The 17,008-nt window shown below is 71.9% G+C and carries 16 protein-coding genes and 2 pseudogenes; 12 read left to right on the top strand and 6 right to left on the bottom strand.

Translation table 11 applies throughout. The features are described 5' to 3' along the window. Positions 1 to 50: 50 nt before the first annotated feature. The 5 genes and pseudogenes from AB0B40_RS34120 to AB0B40_RS34140 all read right to left on the bottom strand — a co-directional run. Positions 51 to 677, bottom strand: a complete 627-nt coding sequence (locus tag AB0B40_RS34120; protein WP_362267379.1) for a serine hydrolase domain-containing protein — start codon at positions 675 to 677, stop codon at positions 51 to 53. A 259-nt stretch (positions 678 to 936) separates the two neighbouring features. Continuing rightward, the gene (locus tag AB0B40_RS34125; protein ID WP_345056896.1) at positions 937 to 1,542 is read right to left on the bottom strand and encodes a LysE family translocator; all 606 of its coding nucleotides are present in this window, start codon (positions 1,540 to 1,542) and stop codon (positions 937 to 939) included. A gap of 334 nt (positions 1,543 to 1,876) precedes the next feature. Further along, complete coding sequence (locus AB0B40_RS34130; RefSeq protein ID WP_345056898.1) at positions 1,877 to 2,191, bottom strand: hypothetical protein; 315 nt, start codon at positions 2,189 to 2,191, stop codon at positions 1,877 to 1,879. 57 nt (positions 2,192 to 2,248) lie between these two features. Continuing rightward, positions 2,249 to 2,719: pseudogene (locus tag AB0B40_RS34135) on the bottom strand (tetratricopeptide repeat protein); the annotation flags it as partial. Positions 2,720 to 3,308: 589 nt separating this feature from the next. Further along, a pseudogene (locus AB0B40_RS34140) lies at positions 3,309 to 4,661 on the bottom strand (AfsR/SARP family transcriptional regulator); the annotation flags it as partial. Between the two features lie 568 nt (positions 4,662 to 5,229). Here AB0B40_RS34140 and AB0B40_RS34145 point away from each other — a divergent pair. From AB0B40_RS34145 to AB0B40_RS34185, 9 genes are all read left to right on the top strand, one after another. Continuing rightward, on the top strand, positions 5,230 to 5,850 hold the full coding sequence (locus AB0B40_RS34145) for an MFS transporter (RefSeq protein WP_345056901.1): 621 nt from the start codon (positions 5,230 to 5,232) through the stop codon (positions 5,848 to 5,850). Continuing rightward, entirely contained in the window at positions 5,781 to 6,161 is a 381-nt protein-coding gene (locus tag AB0B40_RS34150) for a hypothetical protein (protein WP_345056903.1), read from the top strand. The genes AB0B40_RS34145 and AB0B40_RS34150 overlap by 70 nt, the downstream gene beginning before the upstream one ends. Then, a complete protein-coding gene (locus AB0B40_RS34155; protein WP_345056905.1) occupies positions 6,158 to 6,880 on the top strand; it encodes a nitroreductase family protein in 723 nt (240 codons plus the stop codon). Before AB0B40_RS34150 ends, AB0B40_RS34155 begins: the two co-directional genes overlap by 4 nt. A gap of 71 nt (positions 6,881 to 6,951) precedes the next feature. Next, entirely contained in the window at positions 6,952 to 8,766 is a 1,815-nt protein-coding gene (gene asnB / locus AB0B40_RS34160; protein WP_362267382.1) for an asparagine synthase (glutamine-hydrolyzing), read from the top strand. A gap of 406 nt (positions 8,767 to 9,172) precedes the next feature. After that, a complete protein-coding gene (locus tag AB0B40_RS34165) occupies positions 9,173 to 9,823 on the top strand; it encodes a PrpF domain-containing protein (RefSeq protein ID WP_362267384.1) in 651 nt (216 codons plus the stop codon). After that, positions 9,820 to 11,229: a dihydroorotase family protein gene (locus tag AB0B40_RS34170; RefSeq protein WP_362267386.1), complete on the top strand. Its 1,410-nt coding sequence runs from the start codon at positions 9,820 to 9,822 to the stop codon at positions 11,227 to 11,229. Before AB0B40_RS34165 ends, AB0B40_RS34170 begins: the two co-directional genes overlap by 4 nt. 233 nt (positions 11,230 to 11,462) lie before the next feature. Next, on the top strand, positions 11,463 to 12,128 hold the full coding sequence (locus tag AB0B40_RS34175) for a hypothetical protein (protein ID WP_345056913.1): 666 nt from the start codon (positions 11,463 to 11,465) through the stop codon (positions 12,126 to 12,128). A 163-nt stretch (positions 12,129 to 12,291) separates the two neighbouring features. Then, positions 12,292 to 12,789: a cupin domain-containing protein gene (locus AB0B40_RS34180; protein ID WP_161286807.1), complete on the top strand. Its 498-nt coding sequence runs from the start codon at positions 12,292 to 12,294 to the stop codon at positions 12,787 to 12,789. 252 nt (positions 12,790 to 13,041) lie between these two features. Continuing rightward, positions 13,042 to 13,704 carry an NAD(P)H-dependent oxidoreductase gene (locus AB0B40_RS34185; protein WP_362267390.1) on the top strand — a complete coding sequence of 221 codons (663 nt, stop codon included), beginning with the start codon at positions 13,042 to 13,044 and terminating at the stop codon, positions 13,702 to 13,704. A gap of 109 nt (positions 13,705 to 13,813) precedes the next feature. Here AB0B40_RS34185 and AB0B40_RS34190 read toward each other — a convergent pair whose 3' ends face one another. After that, positions 13,814 to 15,247, bottom strand: a complete 1,434-nt coding sequence (locus tag AB0B40_RS34190; RefSeq protein WP_345056916.1) for a bifunctional GNAT family N-acetyltransferase/class I SAM-dependent methyltransferase — start codon at positions 15,245 to 15,247, stop codon at positions 13,814 to 13,816. 219 nt (positions 15,248 to 15,466) lie between these two features. Here AB0B40_RS34190 and AB0B40_RS34195 point away from each other — a divergent pair, with 219 nt between their 5' ends. Genes AB0B40_RS34195 through AB0B40_RS34205 form a run of 3 tightly spaced genes read left to right on the top strand, consistent with a single transcriptional unit; the run spans position 15,467 to position 16,971 of the window. Beyond that, positions 15,467 to 16,486: a radical SAM protein gene (locus tag AB0B40_RS34195; RefSeq protein WP_345056918.1), complete on the top strand. Its 1,020-nt coding sequence runs from the start codon at positions 15,467 to 15,469 to the stop codon at positions 16,484 to 16,486. Between the two features lie 3 nt (positions 16,487 to 16,489). Next, positions 16,490 to 16,819, top strand: a complete 330-nt coding sequence (locus AB0B40_RS34200; RefSeq protein ID WP_161332925.1) for a PqqD family peptide modification chaperone — start codon at positions 16,490 to 16,492, stop codon at positions 16,817 to 16,819. Further along, complete coding sequence (locus tag AB0B40_RS34205) at positions 16,816 to 16,971, top strand: hypothetical protein (protein WP_345056922.1); 156 nt, start codon at positions 16,816 to 16,818, stop codon at positions 16,969 to 16,971. Before AB0B40_RS34200 ends, AB0B40_RS34205 begins: the two co-directional genes overlap by 4 nt. Positions 16,972 to 17,008: the final 37 nt, after the last annotated feature.

Below are 17,008 nucleotides of genomic sequence, written 5' to 3' on the forward strand. Positions count from 1 at the left end.
AGACGAGACACCAGGCCCGAACGACCAAGCCCCTGAAGATCAATGCTCCGTCACAGCTGGAGGACCTTTTCGGGTGTGCTCATGTCCGGCAGGTCTGGGCCGCTCTCATCGGGCAGCCCGCTGGTGTGGTTGAGGAGCTGCCCCACTGTGATCGGCGGAAACTCGGCCGGCAGGACGCCGGGCAGGTAGTGCTGGACCGGTGTGTCCAGGTGCACCCGGCCGTCTGCCGACAGTTGCAGTACGACCGTGGCGACGAAGACCTTGGTGATGCTGCCGATGCGGAACCTGTCGTCGGCGGTCACCGCGCGGCCCGTGCGCAGATCGGCGGTTCCGGCGGCGCCGTACCAGCGGCCCGAGGTGCCGCTGACCCGGATCTGTGCCGCGGTGGCCTGCGGGTCGTCCAGCGCGGCGACGGCGGCCCGCAGAGCCTTGACGTCCAGCCCGGCGGGCGCCTCCCGGCCCGCGTGGGCGGGCGCGGGCGATGCCGGCGCGGTCACGGCGGCACCGGCCGGGACTGCGGCCGACAGAAGCAGGGCCCCGGCCAGCACACCGCCGAGCAGGGCCCTGCGGGACGTACCCCCGCGGGCGGACACCGGCGCGGACACCGGAGTCGACGCCGGCGCGGTCTCGGCGCCGGATGCGGACGCGGACGCGGAAGAAAAGGATTCGAAGGTCATGCCGATCATGCTCTCGGCTCGAACGCCCCGAACCATCCGGGACCGCCCTCAGCCTGCCCTGATACGTCCCTGATGGCATGTCAGGGGTCACGACCGTAACGGCGCCGAGGCCGGCGCCCCAGCCCGGGCTCGTCGCGACGCGCGAACCGGCATCGCGGTGGCCCCTGCGCCCGTGGCCGGCGCGACGCACCGGCGGCTGGTCACGAGGAGTCGGACCCGCTTCGCGCCCGCGCCCCCGCCCACGTCCGGGAAGTTCGTCTCATCCCACCGCCAGCCACGCGCTCAGGCCCACGAAGCAGGCGGCGAACACCCGGCGGATGCCGGTCATCACCCTCGGCCTGGCCAGCACACGGTGGCGTACGGCGGCCGCGCACATCCCGTAGGCGACGAAGACGACGAAGGTCAGCGCCATGAAGACCGCGCTGAGCCGGAGCATCACGCCGAGGGAGCCGGACTCGTCGGCGGGCACGAACTGCGGCAGGAACGCGACGAAGAAAAGTGTGACCTTCGGATTGAGAAGGTTGATCAGTACCGCTGAAGCGATCACACGGGACGCCGGCCGCGGCTCCGCCTCCCCCTCGACCGACAGCGCGTCCCGGTCGCGGAGCGTCGCCCACGCCATGTACAGGAGGTAGACGACACCGAGGTACTTCACCCCCTGGTAGACGACGGCACTGGTGTGCAGCAGTGCGGCGAGGCCGGTGATCGTGGCCACCAGATGCGGCAGGACGCCAAGGGTGCAGCCGAGTGCGGCGACCACACTCGCCCGGCGGCCGTGGGCCAACCCGGCGGCCAGGGTGTACACCACTCCGGTCCCGGGTGTGACCACCACGACCAGGGTGGTCAGCAGGAACGCGATACTCAAGGGAGACCTCCACAACGTCCGAGGTCCTCCACCCTGCCCCGGTCATGGTCCGGTGGGCAGAGCCAAATCATGCCGAGTCGACCGGTCCATAAGGGCGAGTCATCGACGGGCCGCGATGATCACCGCCGGTTCCCTGGGTCCCGGCAGGACCCGACCGGGCCGGCTGCCCCTGCGGGAGAACCCGGAAAGCTCTGCACAGAGCCACCCTTCGCCCATCGGTCACCTACGGCCGTGTCCCGCCGCGGATACCCGGAACGGGCGCCGCCCCCGGAGTCCCTCCGGCCGTGTGGGCTCCACGGCAGCGGGAGTTCCGGCTCCTGTCGAGCCGTCCCTGTCAGTGCTCCGTCCGTGCCGCCAAGCGACTGGCCATCTCGCGTGCTCGCGCCGTCCGGCCCTGATCCCGGTACAGGTCCAGCGCCCTCGCCCACGCCTGGCGTGCCGCGTCGCCGTCTCCCGCATCGGCCTGCATGTCTCCGAGGGACGCCCACGTGTCGGCCTCCCGGTTGGCGTTGCCGATGGCCTGGAAGGGGGCGAGGGCCTGTCGACAGGCGTCCACGGCACGACTCGTGCGGCCGGTGCGCCGCGCGATGTACGCCAGCGTGTCCCACGTCGCGGCCTGCCCCTCGCCGTCCTCATGGACCTGGAGCAACGGCAGCGCCTGGAGGCAGTGCGCCTCGCCGCTCGCGTACCGGCCGAGCCGCGCCAACGCCCAGCCGGTGCCGTTCAGGGTGTTGGACTCCCCCACCTGCTCGCCGAGTTCGCGGTATCCCTCCAGCGCCCGCGCGAAGTGCGGAAGGGCACGTTCGTAGGCGTTGATGCGGACGTGGACCTCGGCGAGCGAGTGGTGCGTGCGAGTGAGGCCCGCGAGTCCGCCGTCCGCGCGGAACCGTTCGAGAGCCGCGTCGAGGTGGGGCAGGGCCTCGTCGTAGCGGCCCGCCTGCGCCAGGGCGACCCCGAGCCGCTGACGGGTGTGGGCCGTCAGGGACGCGTCGTCCAGGTCCGCGGCCGCGTCCAGGGCGGTGTACCAGGCACGGATGCTTTCCTCGAGCAGACCGCGACGCCAGCGGAACGTGTGCAGAGCCCAGGTCAGACGGCAGAAATCCAGCCACAGGCCCCGCTGTTCGGTGATGGTGACGACCTCCTGGAGGCAGGCGTACTCGGCGTCGAACCAGGCCAGCCCGGCCTGCGCGTCGTCGAAGGCGAGGGGGTTCCTCCGGAACCTCGAGTGCGGGTGGGTCCTGTGCCGTGCGGTGCGGCTCCAGGACCCGGTGCGCCACCTGGGCCGTGCACACGTAAAAACCGACGAGGCGGCGCGTGTGCCGGTCGCTCTGCCCGGCGGTCAGGCCGGTCGCCTGCTCCTCGACGTAGAGCCGGACCAGGTCGTGCATCTGATAGCGGCCCGGCCGGTGCTGACGGATCAGGCAGGCTTCCTCCAGGACGCGCATGATCCGCCGGGTTCGCGTCGGGTCACGTTCGATGAAGTGGGCCAGCGCGTCCAGGGACACGTCCTGGTGCGGCACGAGCCCCAACAGACCGAACACCCGGCCCGGTTCCGGATCCAGCGCGGCGTGCGAAGCGGCGAACAGGACACGGAGGCTGGCGGAGACGTCACCGGCGTCCAGGACGTCGAGACGGGTGCTCGGATCGCGCAGGTCCTGGGCGAGCTGGTCGAGGGAGGCGCACGGCAGACCGTCCGCGTGCGCTGCCGCGATGTCCAGGGCCAGTGGCAGCCCGGCGCACCAGCGGACGATGTCGCGCAGGGCCGGCTCGGCGGCGCGGTCGTCCCCCACCCGGCGGGCGAAGAGCCGTGCCGACTCGCCGGCCGGCAGCACTCCGAGGCCGACGACGTCAGCACCGGCCCGCACCTTGAGGCTGCTCAGCCGATTCCTGCTGGTCACGAGCGTCCGGCAACCAGGTGTCCCCGGCAGAAGCGGAACGACCTGTGCACTGTCGCGGGCGTTGTCGAGGACGACCAGGATCTTTCGTCCGGCCATCACCGTGCGGTAGAGCGCGGCGCGCCCCTCCGTGTCGGAGGGCAGTTCGCTCTCGGTCGCCCCGAGGGCCATCAGGAACAGCCGCAGGACGTCGCCGGGGTCGGTGGGGCGCGCACTGGGGCTGAAGCCGTTCAGTTGGGCGTAGAGCTGGCCGTCGGGAAACTCGTCGGCATGCTGGTGCGCCCAGCGCAGGGCGAGCCACGACTTGCCGACTCCCGCCATGCCCGCGATCACGCTGACGTCCGGCGCCGCGCCGTCGGCACGGCCTTCCGGTGTGTCGAGGAGCCGCAGTGCCTCGCGTCGGCCGATGAATCCCGAGGGGCTGGCGGGGAGTTGGTGCGGTGTACGGCGCTCCACCCCGTCGGCCGCCGGTGCGGCGAGGGCGTCGTCGAAGACGAGGATCCGGTGGTGGAGTTCCTGCAGCCGGGGGCCGGGGTCGACACCCAGCTGCTCCACGAGCCGTTGCCGTAACTGCTCGTAGGCGATGAGGGCAGCGGCGGGCTGTCCCATCCGGTACAGGGCCAGCATGTGCAGGTGGGCCACATGTTCGTCGAGGGGCTGCTCGGCGGCGAGCGCGGCGAGGGGCTGGACGAGGTCGACGTGCCGACCCCGGTTCAGCAGCAGTTCGTAGTGGTCGAGCCGGGCCCGCAGGTGTTCCTCCGCCAGCGTGAGACGGTAGGCGTCGAGCCAGGCGGAGCGCAGCCCGGCGAACGGTTCGCCCCGCCAGAGCGCCAGCGCCTGGCTGTAGGAGGCCTCGGCTTCCCGAGGGTCCGTCGCGCCGCGCGCCCGCTCGACCAGGGAGCGGAAACGGAACAGATCGACGGCCGAGCTGTCGGTGCGCAGCACGTAGCCCGCGGGTGTCCGCAGGATGTCCCACCGCTCCGCGTCGCCCGGATCCGAGCGCAGGGCGCGCAGCCGTGAAACATAGCTGTAGAGCGAGGTCATGGCACGCGGCGGGACATCATCGCCCCACACCCGCGTGAGGAGCGTCTGCGCGGAGACGGGCCGGTTGACGTCGATGAGGAGCAGCGCCAGGACGCAGCGCTGGCGCGGTGATCCGGCCGTGACGGCGACGCCGCGGGAGTGGATGGTGACATTGCCGAGAAAGGTGAATCCGATGCTCATGCCGGTCCTTCGTGACGCTCGGTCTTGCCGGCCCAGGCCGGCCGTCGCGGCTGTCCACCCGACGCCGGTCTGAGCGCCCCTGCAAGAAACTATCAAGCTCGTTGCAGGACAGGCACCGAACAGTGGCGTTGACCAGCACGTGGCTCAGGGGGGAGGACCACATCGTGTCCCAGCACGGCGTACCGTTCCGCGGACTGTTCGATTCCCTTCACCCGGCCACCCGAGGCAGGACGACCCGTCCGGCGCTGATCCCGGCGAAGGGCCGTTCCGGGAGCGGCAGTCCGGCGTCGAACCCGGTGAACCGCCGCACCGGGAGCGCCAGTACGGCGCTGATTCCGGCGAACGGCCGAACCGGGACAGGCAGTCCGGCGCTGATCCCGGCGAACCGCCGGACCGGGAGCGCCAGTACCGGGACCGGCGTACGTCCACACAGACCGCAGCCGTCGTGCCCGGTGACCGTGCGCACCGTATTCCCGGCGCACGGCGGCTGCTTCCACCCGCCGGCACCGGGCCGCGGCACCGGCCTTCCGCGAACGGCTCGGCGCGGCCGCGGGTTTCCCGCCGCCGCGTGACCCGCCGGGGCCCCGCCCGCCAGCGGTGGCTGTACTCGGTCGTGCCGCCCGAGGGGCGCCAGGCGGCCAACGCGGCGCTCGGTTCCGTGTCGGGCACCATGACGATCGTCGGCGCCGCGCTCGGGGGCGCGCTAGCGGCCTGGAGTGCCGGGGGCGCCATCCTCGCCGCGGCCGGGTTGCAACTCGCGGCCGTGGTACCGCTGTTGCTGGTGCGGCGGCCGGGCGCGAGAAGCGGGGCCGGCGCCCGCAGGGCATCGCTGCGGTCCGACGTCCTGGAGGGCTTCACGGTGCTGCGCGGCCTGCCGCTCGCACGGTCCGTGATCTGGATCGGCATCGCCTGGGGTTTCATCGGCGGCGCGTACAACGTGCTGCTCGCCGCGTACGTCACCTACCAGCTGCACGGCAGCAGCGTGACGCTCGCCGCCTTCTACGTCGTGGACGGCGCCGCCACCATCATCGGCTCGGCCCTTGCCGCCCGGCTGTCCACACCACGCCACCTGCCGGGCACGCGATCGCCTACGGGGTGCAGGGCGCCGCGTGGGCCGCGATGTTCCTGCCCGGAAACGCGCTGTTCGGCGCGGTCCTGCTCGGCGGGATGCGGGCGGCGAGCGGTGTGATCATCGCACTGGACTCGACCATCCTGCTGTCCACCGTGCCAGAACGGCTCCGGGGCCGGATCACCAGCCTTCATCTCACCACCTACGGCGGCGTCTCCCGTCTCTCGCTGGCTGTCTTCGGCGGCATCCTCGCCGTCGGAACCAGGGCCGTCGGTCTGACGACGGGTGTCGTCTCCGTCGTCGTCGGCGCCGCCTGGTGGTTCACGGGCGGCCGCGGGGCCGGTGCCCTCTACCAGCGGGCCCTGGCATCGCCGGACGCCGCCGAAGCCGCCCCCGCCGCCACCGGCCCGCTGGGAAAGGGAACACCGTGACGCTCACGACCACGGCCCAGGACGTGCTCGACCTGCTGCTCACCCGCTCCAGTGTGCGCGCCTTCACCGCCGAGGAAGTCCCCGCGCCCCTGGTCACGCAGGCGCTGGGTACGGCGGTGCGCGCCCCGACCTCCTTCAACTTCCAGCCGTACAGCTTCATCGTCGTCCGCGACCGGAAGCTGGCCGCCGAACTCGCCGACGTGGCCGGCGGCCAGCCGCACATCCGGCAGGCCCCAGTGCTGGTCATGGTCTGCGCGGAGGTCGCCAGGGTGGGCCGGTACTGCGGGCTCGTCCCGGACGCCGACGGCGGCGCCCCGCACGACCTGCTGCTGAGCTGCGTCGTCGATGCGTCCCTCGCCGGCATGTGCGCCGCGCTGGCCGCCGAATCGCTCAGCCTGGGCACGGTGATGGTCGGCGGCGTGCGCAACCAGCCGACGCGCGTCCGGGAACTGCTCGGCATACCCGAGGGGGTCCACGTGCTGTTCGCCCTGTGCATGGGCTGGCCGGCCGAACGGCCCGCCGTCCGGCCGCGCCTCGACGCGGACCTGTCCGTGCACGCGGACCGCTACGACGGCGCCCGGGCCGAGCGCGCGGCGCGCTACGACACCCGGACACTGCGCACGCCCGGCGGGCCGGTGACCGCACGGGAGGCCGATGCCTGGCGGCAGGAGGTGGCGCAGGGCGTCAGCCGCGCCCGCCGGCTGTTCACCGACGGCTGACCGACCTTGCCCGGAAGCGAAAGGAGATGCAGCCAGGGATGTGCCGGATCTACGGAAGTCTCGGGACGCGGTTGACCGCTGAGCAGATGCGGGGCGCCGGCGAACTCATGCGGCACGGCGGCCCCGACCAGCAGACCGCCGTGCGCGAGACGGCGTGGGCGCTGGGCAGCAACCGTCTCGCCATCACCGACCCGCAGGGTGGCCGACAGCCCTTCGTCCTCGGCGACCCCGACGGCGACGGCGCCATCACGGTCGTCTACAACGGCGAGCTCTACAACCACCGTCAGCTGCGGACGCGGCTGGAACGCCACGGCTACCGGTTCCCGGACCGCTGCGACGGCTCCGTGCTGCCGGCCCTTTACCACCGGTACGGGGACACGTTCACCGACCACCTGGACGGCATGTACGCCGTGGCCGTGATCGACACGCGGGCCGAGCCACGCCTGCTGCTGGCCACGGACCACGCGGGGATGAAGCCGCTGTACTACCACTACGACCGGCGGGGCGACGCGCTCTGCTTCTCCTCCGAGCTGCCCGCGCTGCTCGCTCTGCCGGGCGTCCCGCGCATCCCCTGGGAGGCCGGCCTCGACGTGTACCTGACCACGCGGACGCCGTTCGGTGAGCGGACGATGATCGAGGGGGTGATGGTGCTGCCGCCGGCGTCGACCGCCGTCTTCACGCGGCGCGACGGCCTGCGCGTCCACCGCCGCGCGGCCGTTCCGCCGCCCTCGCCGACCGCTCTCCCGCACCCTCCGGACTCGCTGGAGGAGGCCGGCGCCGCGGTGCTGCGGGAGCTCAGGTCCGCCGCCGGGCAGCTCGCCGAGGCGGACGCTCCGCTCTGTGCGATCACCAGCGGTGGCCTGGACTCCGGCCTGGTCACCGCTCTGCTGGCGGAGCGGGTGCGGCCGTTGCACACGTTCACCATCGGCTACCGCGGCACTTGGCCCTTCGACGAACGGCCGTTCGCGCGGGAGATCGCCGACCGTCACGGCACGGTCCACCACCAGGTCGAGGCGGACCCGCGGGACTTTCCGGCGCTGCTCGGTGAGACGGTACGGCACCTGGGCCAGCCGAACGCCGATCTCATCACGCTCAGCACACTCGTGCTGTTCCGCGCCGTCCACCGGGCCGGTTTCAAGGTCGCGGCCACCGGCGACGCCGCCGACGAGGCGTTCGGCGGCTACGACCGGATCCGCAAGGCCGTGGCGGCGGGCCCCGCCTGGGCGCGTGACTACGTGAACGCGCTGGCCGCCGCCCCCCTGCCGCTCAGGGAACGTCTCTACACCGACGACTACCGTGCCGCGCTGCGGGGCGTGCCCTCGGAACACGGCCGGCTGCGCGACCTGCTGCATGCCCCCGGGCGCGGACGGCTCGACGTCATCACCGAGTTCGAGCTCACCGAACGGCTTCCCGCCTACCACCTGCGCCGGGTGGACCACCTGAGCATGGCCTCCTCCGTCGAGGTCCGGCTGCCGTACTGCCAGCGGAGTGTCACCGCGCTCGCCTCCCGTCTGCCCGACACCACCCGGGTCGGCGACGGCCGCGGCAAGCGGGCCCTGTACGCCGCCGCCGGCGGCCTGCTGCCCTCGTCCGTGCTCCGCCGTCCCAAACAGCCGTTCACGCTGCCCGTCACGGCGATGCTGACCGGGGGATCCCCTCTGATGGAACACGCCAGGGAAGTGCTCAGCCCGGCTGAGCTGAAGCGGGACGGACGGCTGGACGCCACCGCCGTCGGGCGTCTGCTGGACCGTCAGGCCGGGCGGCCGGACGACGTGACCTCCCTGGCCGTGTGGTCCCTGCTCGTGCACCAGCACTGGCTCGACCAGCTCGACGGCCTGGGCACGACGTCGGCCGATCCGCGCGCCTCGACCGGGGCGGGTACGTGATGGAAGCCCACATCGTACGCGCCGACGGCAGCCCGAGTCCGACCCTGGTCCTGCCCGCCGATGCGTTTCCCGCGCAGCCCGGCCCGCTGGCGGCGGCGCTGGAACCGGGGTGCGCCTGGCTGGCGCACAGCCGGTGGCGGTCCCTGACCAAGATTGCGCTCGTCGGCCGCTCCGCGAGGCCCGGCCACGGCATCGAATACCGCTTCGTCCAGCTGCTGCCCGGCCGGTCCGCGGGTCCGCGCATCGAACTGCGCGGCAGCTGCGGACACTCGATCCGCGCGGCCCTGGTCGCGGCGGCCGCGCGGCGTCTGGTGCCGCCGCTGCGTCCCGGCTCCCGCGTGCTGGTCGACGTACTCAACAACGGGGACCAGGTGCTGTGCCAGGTGGAGGCCGCCCGAGCCGGGGAATGGGTCGTGGACGCCCACTTCGTGCACTCGCCGCCGCTGCCGGCCGAACGCTGCTCCTCGGCGCACCGGTGTCGCCGCTCCCGCATGCTGGTGGACAGATCCGTGTCTCGGTGGTCTCGGCCGGTAATCCGTACGTGTTCGTGCACGCCGCCGACCTCGGCGTGCACGACATGCCGGCACTGTTCACGGCCGGGGAGCCGCTGTTCGAGGCGATGTCGCGGATCCGGCGGTCCGTCGCCGCCCTGCTCGGCTGGCCGTCCGAGGGGGCGTTCCCCAAGATCGCGGCCGTGCTGCCGGACGGGACCGGCGGCCTCGCCGCGCGCGCCGTCTCCGTCCCCTCGTGGCACCCGACCATCGCACTGACCGGGGCGGTCTGCCTGGCGGCGGCCGCGGGGCTGGCCGGGACGGTCCCCCACGACCTGCTGCACCGGACCGGTCCCGGGCAGGTGCTGCTCATCACCACACCCGGCGGCAGCACCTCCGTCTCCGCCGTCTTCGACGTCCGCGCGGAGGGCGGACGTGCGCTGCGGCGGGCGGGTATCCGGGGCAAACGCGTCCGGTATCTGAGCGCCGTGCAGCTCGGTGCCCCGGCACGGCCGGAGCACGTCGCCGCGCTGGTCGGCGGCCACACCGCGGAGGAGGAGCGATGACGTACGACCTGCTGGTGCACGGTGGCCGCGTAGTGCTGGAGGACGGCGTGCGCCACGCCGACGTGGCAGTCCGGGGTGAACGCGTCGCGGCCCTGTATCCGCCCCGTGCGGCTCCCCCCGCCGCCTGCGTCGTGGACGCCGCGGGCATGTTCGTCCTGCCCGGACTGATCGACTCGCACGTGCACTTCCGCACGCCCGGCCTGACGCACAAGGAGGAGTGGGCGACGGGCTCGCGGGCCGCCGCCGCGGGCGGTGTGACCACCGTCATCGACATGCCCAACACCCAGCCCCCGCTGTTCACCCCGCAGGACGCCTACGATCGCCACGAGCTGATCAAGGGCAGCAGCCTGGTGGACTACCGCTTCCACGCGGGAGTCGATCCCGAACACGTCGACGCCGTGGCCGAGTTCACGCCGAAGGAGGCCACCTCGGTCAAGGTGTTCCTGACCGGTCATCACACCGCACCGCACGTGCTCAGCGACCCGGCACTGCTCGACCGGCTCTTCAAGCTGGCGGCCGAGCGGCAGCTCCGCCTGCTCTTCCACGCCGAGGACGACGCCGTCTTCCGGCTCCTGAACCAGTGGCAGGGGCCGCCCGCCGCGCCCCTGGACTACGAGCGGCACCGGCCGCGGACAGGAGCGATCGTGGTCGTCGCCCGGCTGGTGGAACTCGTACACCGCCACGGCACCCCGGCGCACGTGCTGCACGTCTCCACCACGGAGGAGGCCGACCTGCTCACGGCCGCGGCGGCGGCGGGACTTCCGGTCACCTTCGAGGTCACCGGTCACCACCTGACGTTCACCGACGACGACACCCGCGCCCTCGGCCCCCGGATCCGGCTCAGTCCGGCCATCCGCGGCCGCAAGGACCAGGACCGGCTGTGGCGCGCGGTCGCCGGCGGTGAGGCCGCCACCGTCGGCAGCGACCACGCGCCACACGAGGCCGGGGACAAGTTGCTCTCGGCGGCCGACGCCCCACCGGGTCTGCCCGGCGTCCAGGAACTGCTGCCGGCCCTGTTCACCGGACTGCGTCGACGCCACCCCGCGGACTCGGACGAACGGCTGCTCACCATCGTGCAGCGGGTACTCGCCCGCGAACCGGCCCGCCTGTTCGGCCTCTCCGGGCGCAAGGGCCGGATCGCGCCCGGACTCGACGCGGACCTGGTGCTCTTCGACGCTTCGGCGCCTTGGTTCATGGAGCCCCAGCTGGTCCAGAGCAAGTGCGGATGGTCGGCGTACGAGGGCCGCAGCTTCACCGGGCGCGTCGTGGCGACCATCCGGCGTGGACAGGTGGTGTACAGCGACCGCACCGGCGCACCGGTCTTCGGTCCGGCCGACGGCATGTGGCTCGCACCGGCTGAACCGGCGGTCGGGCAGCCCACGGCCCAGGACCCGGAGGGAAGGTAGCGACCGGGCACACGGTTCCTCTCCGCGGGGCACGCCGCTCGCCGGGGAGCAAGGCACTCGCCGACCCGGCTCGGCGCGAGACGGGCCGGCGCCCGGCCCCGTGTGCGGGTGTCGGTGGGACCACCCCTCATACGGTGCCCAGGCCCAGCGCCGAGGAGCGCCGCGCTCGGCAGGATGCTTCTCGTCGGCAACGAGCCGACGAGAAGCCCCCTACGCACGCCCAGGAGGACATCGTGAACGAAACCACCGCCAGGCGGCTGACGGGTCTCGCCGGTATCGCCACCGCAGCCGCCTTCATGGTCGAGGTACCCCTGTACTTCGTCTACTCCGGCCCGCCGCCGGACGCGAACGTCCTGGCCAGGCTGTTGATCGGCGTCATCGCGCTGGCGTGCCTGATCGTGTTCGTGACGGCCTTCCGTGAACTGGTCAAGCGGGCGCGCGCCGCCTGTGAATGGGTGGGCACGATGGCCTTCGCCACCGGACTGGTCTACGCGACGGTCACCCTGGTCTCCAGCGGGCTGGAAGCCGGCGCGGTCATCGCCGCCGACCATCCGATCGACCCGACCGTCACGGTCAGCGGCACCTACATCCTCTACGGGTCGATCGGCCGCCTCATGCTCGCCCTGTTCCTGGCCACGGTGGGGTACGGCATCTCCCGTGCCGAGCTGCTGCCGCCCTGGACCGGCCGCTCCGCGTTCGCCCTGGCCGGGGTCAACCTGGCCTTCGTACCGTCGCTGTTCTTCGGCAACGACCCCGCGCACTTCTACGCGGCGAACGGCTGGGGCACCACCGCCTTGATGGGCGCCGTCCTCGGCTACTGGATGCTCACCCTGGGGATCTCCCTCTACCGCAGCGCCGCACGACGTGCGCCTGTCGCCTCCCCGGCCCTGCACCGGTGAGGCGGGGCCGGGGCTCCGCCGCGCACACCGTCACAGCCCCGCGCGACCGAGGAATTGACCTGTCTTTCCAGCACTGGATTGCACTCCCCCACCGGTCTTTCGCCTTCGTAGAGTAGTGATCACAAACGACGGCGGGACATCACAGCACGAGGGAGAAACCATCATGACCAGCAACGACACCAAGCACGCCGCCCTGCTCACCCGTGCCGCGGAGGCCGAGACGTCCGCCGACCCGAGCAGCGTCATGACGCTGCTGGCGGACACGGACGGCCCGGGCGGAGGCTTCACCGCGTACCGCTCCACCTTCGCCGAAGGAGCGGTCGGGGCGCCCGCGCACTTCCACACCAAGGCCACGGAACTCTTCTTCGTCATCAGCGGCTCCCTCCAGGTACTGGTGGGCGAGGAGATCACCGTCCTCGACGCCGGCGACTTCCTCGCCATCCCTCCGCATACGCCGCACGCGTTCGCCGCGGCACCCGGTTGCGAGGCCGACGTCCTGTTCACCTTCACGCCGGGCATGGGCCGTTTCGACTACCTGCGGCTCCTCGGCAGCGTGATGCGTGGCGAAGCCGACCCGAAGAAGATCGCGGAGTCGTCGGAGCGCTACGACAACCACTACGTCGACAGTGCCGTGTGGCGAGAGGCGCTCGCCGCGCGGTGAACGGGCCGCCGGAGGCGCGGAAGCCCGCCACGGCCCTTCGTGGCGGCCCGCGCCGACCGACACGCCAGGCCGTACGGGGGGGCACCCTGTGCACCGACGACGACCCCGCCGGGCGTCACCAGGCCCCGGTCGGGCGCCGTCGTGCGTCCGGCCGGCATGTCGTGCGGGCAGCGTGTCGTCCGGGTCGGCGGGCCGGGTTGGGGAAAATTGGCCGACGGGGGGCAACCGCTCGGTGAAAGGGACCACCGCCGCATGACCACCGACTCTCGACCGGGGCGCCCCGTCCGGATCCTGGTGTTCGGCGCCGCGTTGCGCGCGGGGTCCACCAATGCCCGGCTCGCCTCGCTGGCGTCGAAGCTGATCGCGGAAACCGGTGCCGAGGTCGACCTGGCCAGGATACGGGATTTCGACATGCCGCTGTACGACGGTGACGCCGAGGACGCCGAAGGACTGCCGCCCGGCGCCCTGGCCCTGTGCGAGCGGATCAAACGCTGCGACGCGTTCGTGGTCTCATCACCGGAGTACAACGCCTCCGTTCCAGGGCTGCTGAAGAACGCCGTCGACTGGGTCTCCCGGGCACGACCGCAGCCGTTCAAGACCAAGCACGCGCTGCTGCTCTCGTCCTCCCCCTCGATGATCGGCGGCAACCGCGGCCTGTGGGCGCTGCGGGTCCCGCTGGAGCACCTGGGGACCCGGGTCTACCCCGACATGTTCAGCCTGCCCCGCGCGCACGAGGGCTTCACCGAGGACGGCCGACTCGCCCACCCCGGCTCCGAGGACCGGCTCGTCGAGACCATCTGCGGGTTCATGCGGCTGGTGAGCGCCGACGTCCAGTTCGTGTGCCTGCAGCGCCGCTGGTACGAGTTTCCCGGCGATCGCACCGACGCGCCGGTCACCCACCGGACCGAGGGCTGACCCGCGTCCGGCGCGCCGCCGCCCGGGAGCACCGCCCTGCCGGACATGGTTCCCGGCACGAACCGGGGACCGGGGACGTGGTCGAAGAGGTGCGGTCGTGTTGCCGTGGTCAGACCGGGCTGAGGACGAGCGTGGTCATGGGGGCACCGTCGGCCGCGCCGGAGGTCAAAGTGGCCGCTTCCTCGGCGGTGACCGACAGGCCCGCCGCCGCGAACAGCGGTGAGAGGGTCGACGGCGTCCAGATGCGGTCGTTCATGTCCGCGACCACGCACCGCACCGGCTCGCCCGGCGCCGGCGCGGTGCGGGGCACGGCCGCCGTCCGGTGCAGCAGCGCGGTGTCCGCGTCGAAGCGCATGGACCAGATGACGATGTGGTTGAAGCCGTCGCGGTCGGCGAACGAGTCCACGACCATGCGGCCGTCCAGATGGGACATCGCGGCCGGTGCGCCGTCGTCGAAGACGCTCACGGCGATGCGCCCGCCGGAAGCCAGCAGGGAACGGGCGTGTGTGAGCAGCCCGGACACGGCCGACGCCTCGGTGAACCCGTTGAGGGTGCAGTCGGCGAGCAGCACGGTGTCGAAGGCGGACTCCGGACGGTAGGCCAGGAAGTCGCCCGTCACGAACTCGACCCGGCCGGTCCCGGCGGCCGCGACCCGCGCCCGGGCTCGCTCCAGGGCCGGCTCGGAGGTGTCGATGCCCACCAGCAGGGACGCTTGCGTGGTGGCGGCCAGGTGGACCAGGGCGCGTCCCGTCCCGCAGCCCACCTCCAGGACCCTGCCCCCTTCGCCCACTGCCGAGGCCAGGCCGGCGAGGTCCCAGTCGGTCTCGCCGGTGCGGCGCTCCACGTCGCGTTCGTAGTCGTCGAAGAGCGGGGAGTCGAAGTAGTACGGCTCGGCCACGGCGCTGACGCCGGGCAGCCCGAAGAGCCGGTCCAGCGGCGGGACGGGGCGCGGCACCGGCGCCCCGGCACGGCTGTAGTCGGATCGCACGGCCACGGGCTCCTCCGCCTGTGGGCAGTCCGATCCCACGGCCGCGCGCTCCTCCGCTCGCGGGCGCAACGGTACGCCGGACGTCCACAGCACCCGGGTCCGGGTCTGGCCGGCGGCCACGGTGATCACCTCGCGCGAGGACTCGGCGAAGCCGAGCCGCCGCAGCAGCGGGACCGCCCGGGTGTTCTCGGAGACGTGGCAGTCCACCCGCAGCCGCCGTACGCCCCGTCCGGACAGCGCCGAGCCCAGACCCAGCAGGATGGCCGTGCCGAGGCCGCGGTCGCGCCACTCCGGGTCGACCACCAGCATGCCCAGGGCCGCCGTCCGGTCGTCGGGGTGGCCCTCCAGCAGATCGGCCGCGGCGACCAGACGGCCGTCGACGTGACAGCCCATGAGGTGCTTGCGTTGTTCGGGCACGTGCTGGAGGCCCTCGAGGAACTGGCTCTGCGCGTCCGCCGCTCCGGTCGGAATCCCGAAATTGAGCCGGGAGTAGTCGTCGCATCTCTCCAGGAGATCCTGCAGCGCGGGCCCGTCATCGGGTGTCAGAGCGACCAATTGGCGATCATTCGGCACCGTTACACGCAGTGTCACCGCTCTCCCTCGGTCGGAATCCGGCACTTCAAGACAGCGAACCGCCAACTTATCGCGCACCGTTGCCAGTTGCCAACTGCACACGTAGGCTTTCCTACCGCTACTCGTGCCGCGAATGCAATCCGAACTCGAACCCGACCGATACCGGACCGAAATCGCGGGAGCAATCCGATGGTCATTCAAATGCCCGCGCCGTTCAGCTTTTGGGTGCAGCCCACGAAACGCACCAACCTCGACAGCATCATGGCCTATGACGTGCACGACCCCGCCGAAACCGAACTCAGCTTCGACGAGGTCACCCGGTCGATGCAGGAGATGTTCGACCGCGACGTCATCAGCGTCTTCTTCGAGGGGGGCGAGCCTTTCCTGCGCGACGACTTCCTCGACATGGTCGAATACGCCACACCCAACGCCTTCACCATGGTGCGGACGAACGGCACCCTGCTGACGGCCGAGACGGCCCGCAGACTCAAGTCGGCGGGCGTGGGAGTCGTGTGTGTGGACATCGAGGGCGGTGACGCGGCGACCCACGACACACTCGTCGGCCTGCCCGGCGCGTTCGACCGAGCGGTCGAGGCGGTCCGGCACCTGGCCGACGCCGGCGTCACCACGTTCATCACCACCATCCTGACCAGCCACAACATCGACCAGCTGCAGGAACTGGCCGACCTGACGGCCGCCACCGGTGCAGAGAAGCTCGGGGTCCTCAGGCTCTACCCGCTGGGCCGGGCCCGCGGGAACTGGTCCCGGCTGTCGGTGCCGCTGCCCCGGCAGATGGCCTCCCTCGAGGCGATCCAGGTGCCCGACGGGGTGCAGCTGATGCAGTCCTGGCACCCCAACGACCCCAACTGCTGCTGGCAGATGGCGGCCGTCGACGCCTACGGCAACAGCATCGGCTGCCCGTACCTGCGCGACTTCGCAAACTACGGCAATATCCGGGAAACCTCGTTCATGGAGACCTGGCGCAACCCGGTCTACAAAAAGGTGCGTGCCGCGAGCGCGGTGGAGGCGTGTCCCGAATGCGCGGCGAACGACCGCAATAGATCCGGCGGCTGCCGGTCGACGGCATACGCCTTCGGCGGCGCCTGGGACGCGCCGGACCCGTACTGCACTCACATGAACAACGGCACCGACCTGACCCGCCTCCCCCGCCGGATCGTCGATCTCCCGTTCGGCGCGCCGCCGACCATGACAGGGGTGTGACCGGTGACCACCGAATCCCCCGAGCGGACCGTGTACAGACAGAATGCCCGGCTACGCCTGCGGCCGTTCGAACCCTGGCACGCGGTCATGGCCTATACACCGGACAAGCCCGCCCTGCACTGGCTCAATTCCCATTCCTGGCTCGTCCTGGAGTTGTGCGACGGCCGCACCCTCACGGAGATCGCCGGGACCATCGCGGAGATCATGCCTGACCGCGACGACGTCCTCGCCTCCACCAAGGGCTGCATCGAAGACCTGGAGCGAAAGAGCCTTGTCCACGCGAGCACCGACGCCGGAGAACCCCCGGCAGGGAAGGAGGTGAAGAACCGATGACCGATCACATCGACATCGAAAAGCTCAAGGCGATCGCCGCCGAGGACGACGAGCGTCCCGAGGTCTCCACGATGGACCCCCAGGTCCGGACCTCCAAGTACGCGCTGTTCCCCGAGCCCAAGGACATGTCCGGGTTGGAGGACGAGTCCTGAGCTGACGGGTGCCCGCCAGGGTCGAGGACCCCGCCGG

Origin of the sequence: Streptomyces sp. NPDC042638, from assembly GCF_040647235.1 — a bacterium.
Lineage (GTDB): Bacteria > Actinomycetota > Actinomycetes > Streptomycetales > Streptomycetaceae > Streptomyces > Streptomyces rameus.

Excerpts from the sequence above, each read along its gene's own strand:
- AB0B40_RS34120 (WP_362267379.1), bottom strand. The coding sequence starts at position 677 with ATGACCTTCGAATCCTTTTCTTCCGCGTCCGCGTCCGCATCCGGCGCC.
- AB0B40_RS34150 (WP_345056903.1), top strand. The coding sequence starts at position 5,781 with ATGTTCCTGCCCGGAAACGCGCTGTTCGGCGCGGTCCTGCTCGGCGGG.
- AB0B40_RS34165 (WP_362267384.1), top strand. The coding sequence starts at position 9,173 with ATGGGTCGTGGACGCCCACTTCGTGCACTCGCCGCCGCTGCCGGCCGA.
- AB0B40_RS34170 (WP_362267386.1), top strand. The coding sequence starts at position 9,820 with ATGACGTACGACCTGCTGGTGCACGGTGGCCGCGTAGTGCTGGAGGAC.
- AB0B40_RS34180 (WP_161286807.1), top strand. The coding sequence starts at position 12,292 with ATGACCAGCAACGACACCAAGCACGCCGCCCTGCTCACCCGTGCCGCG.
- AB0B40_RS34185 (WP_362267390.1), top strand. The coding sequence starts at position 13,042 with ATGACCACCGACTCTCGACCGGGGCGCCCCGTCCGGATCCTGGTGTTC.
- AB0B40_RS34195 (WP_345056918.1), top strand. The coding sequence starts at position 15,467 with ATGCCCGCGCCGTTCAGCTTTTGGGTGCAGCCCACGAAACGCACCAAC.
- AB0B40_RS34205 (WP_345056922.1), top strand. The coding sequence starts at position 16,816 with ATGACCGATCACATCGACATCGAAAAGCTCAAGGCGATCGCCGCCGAG.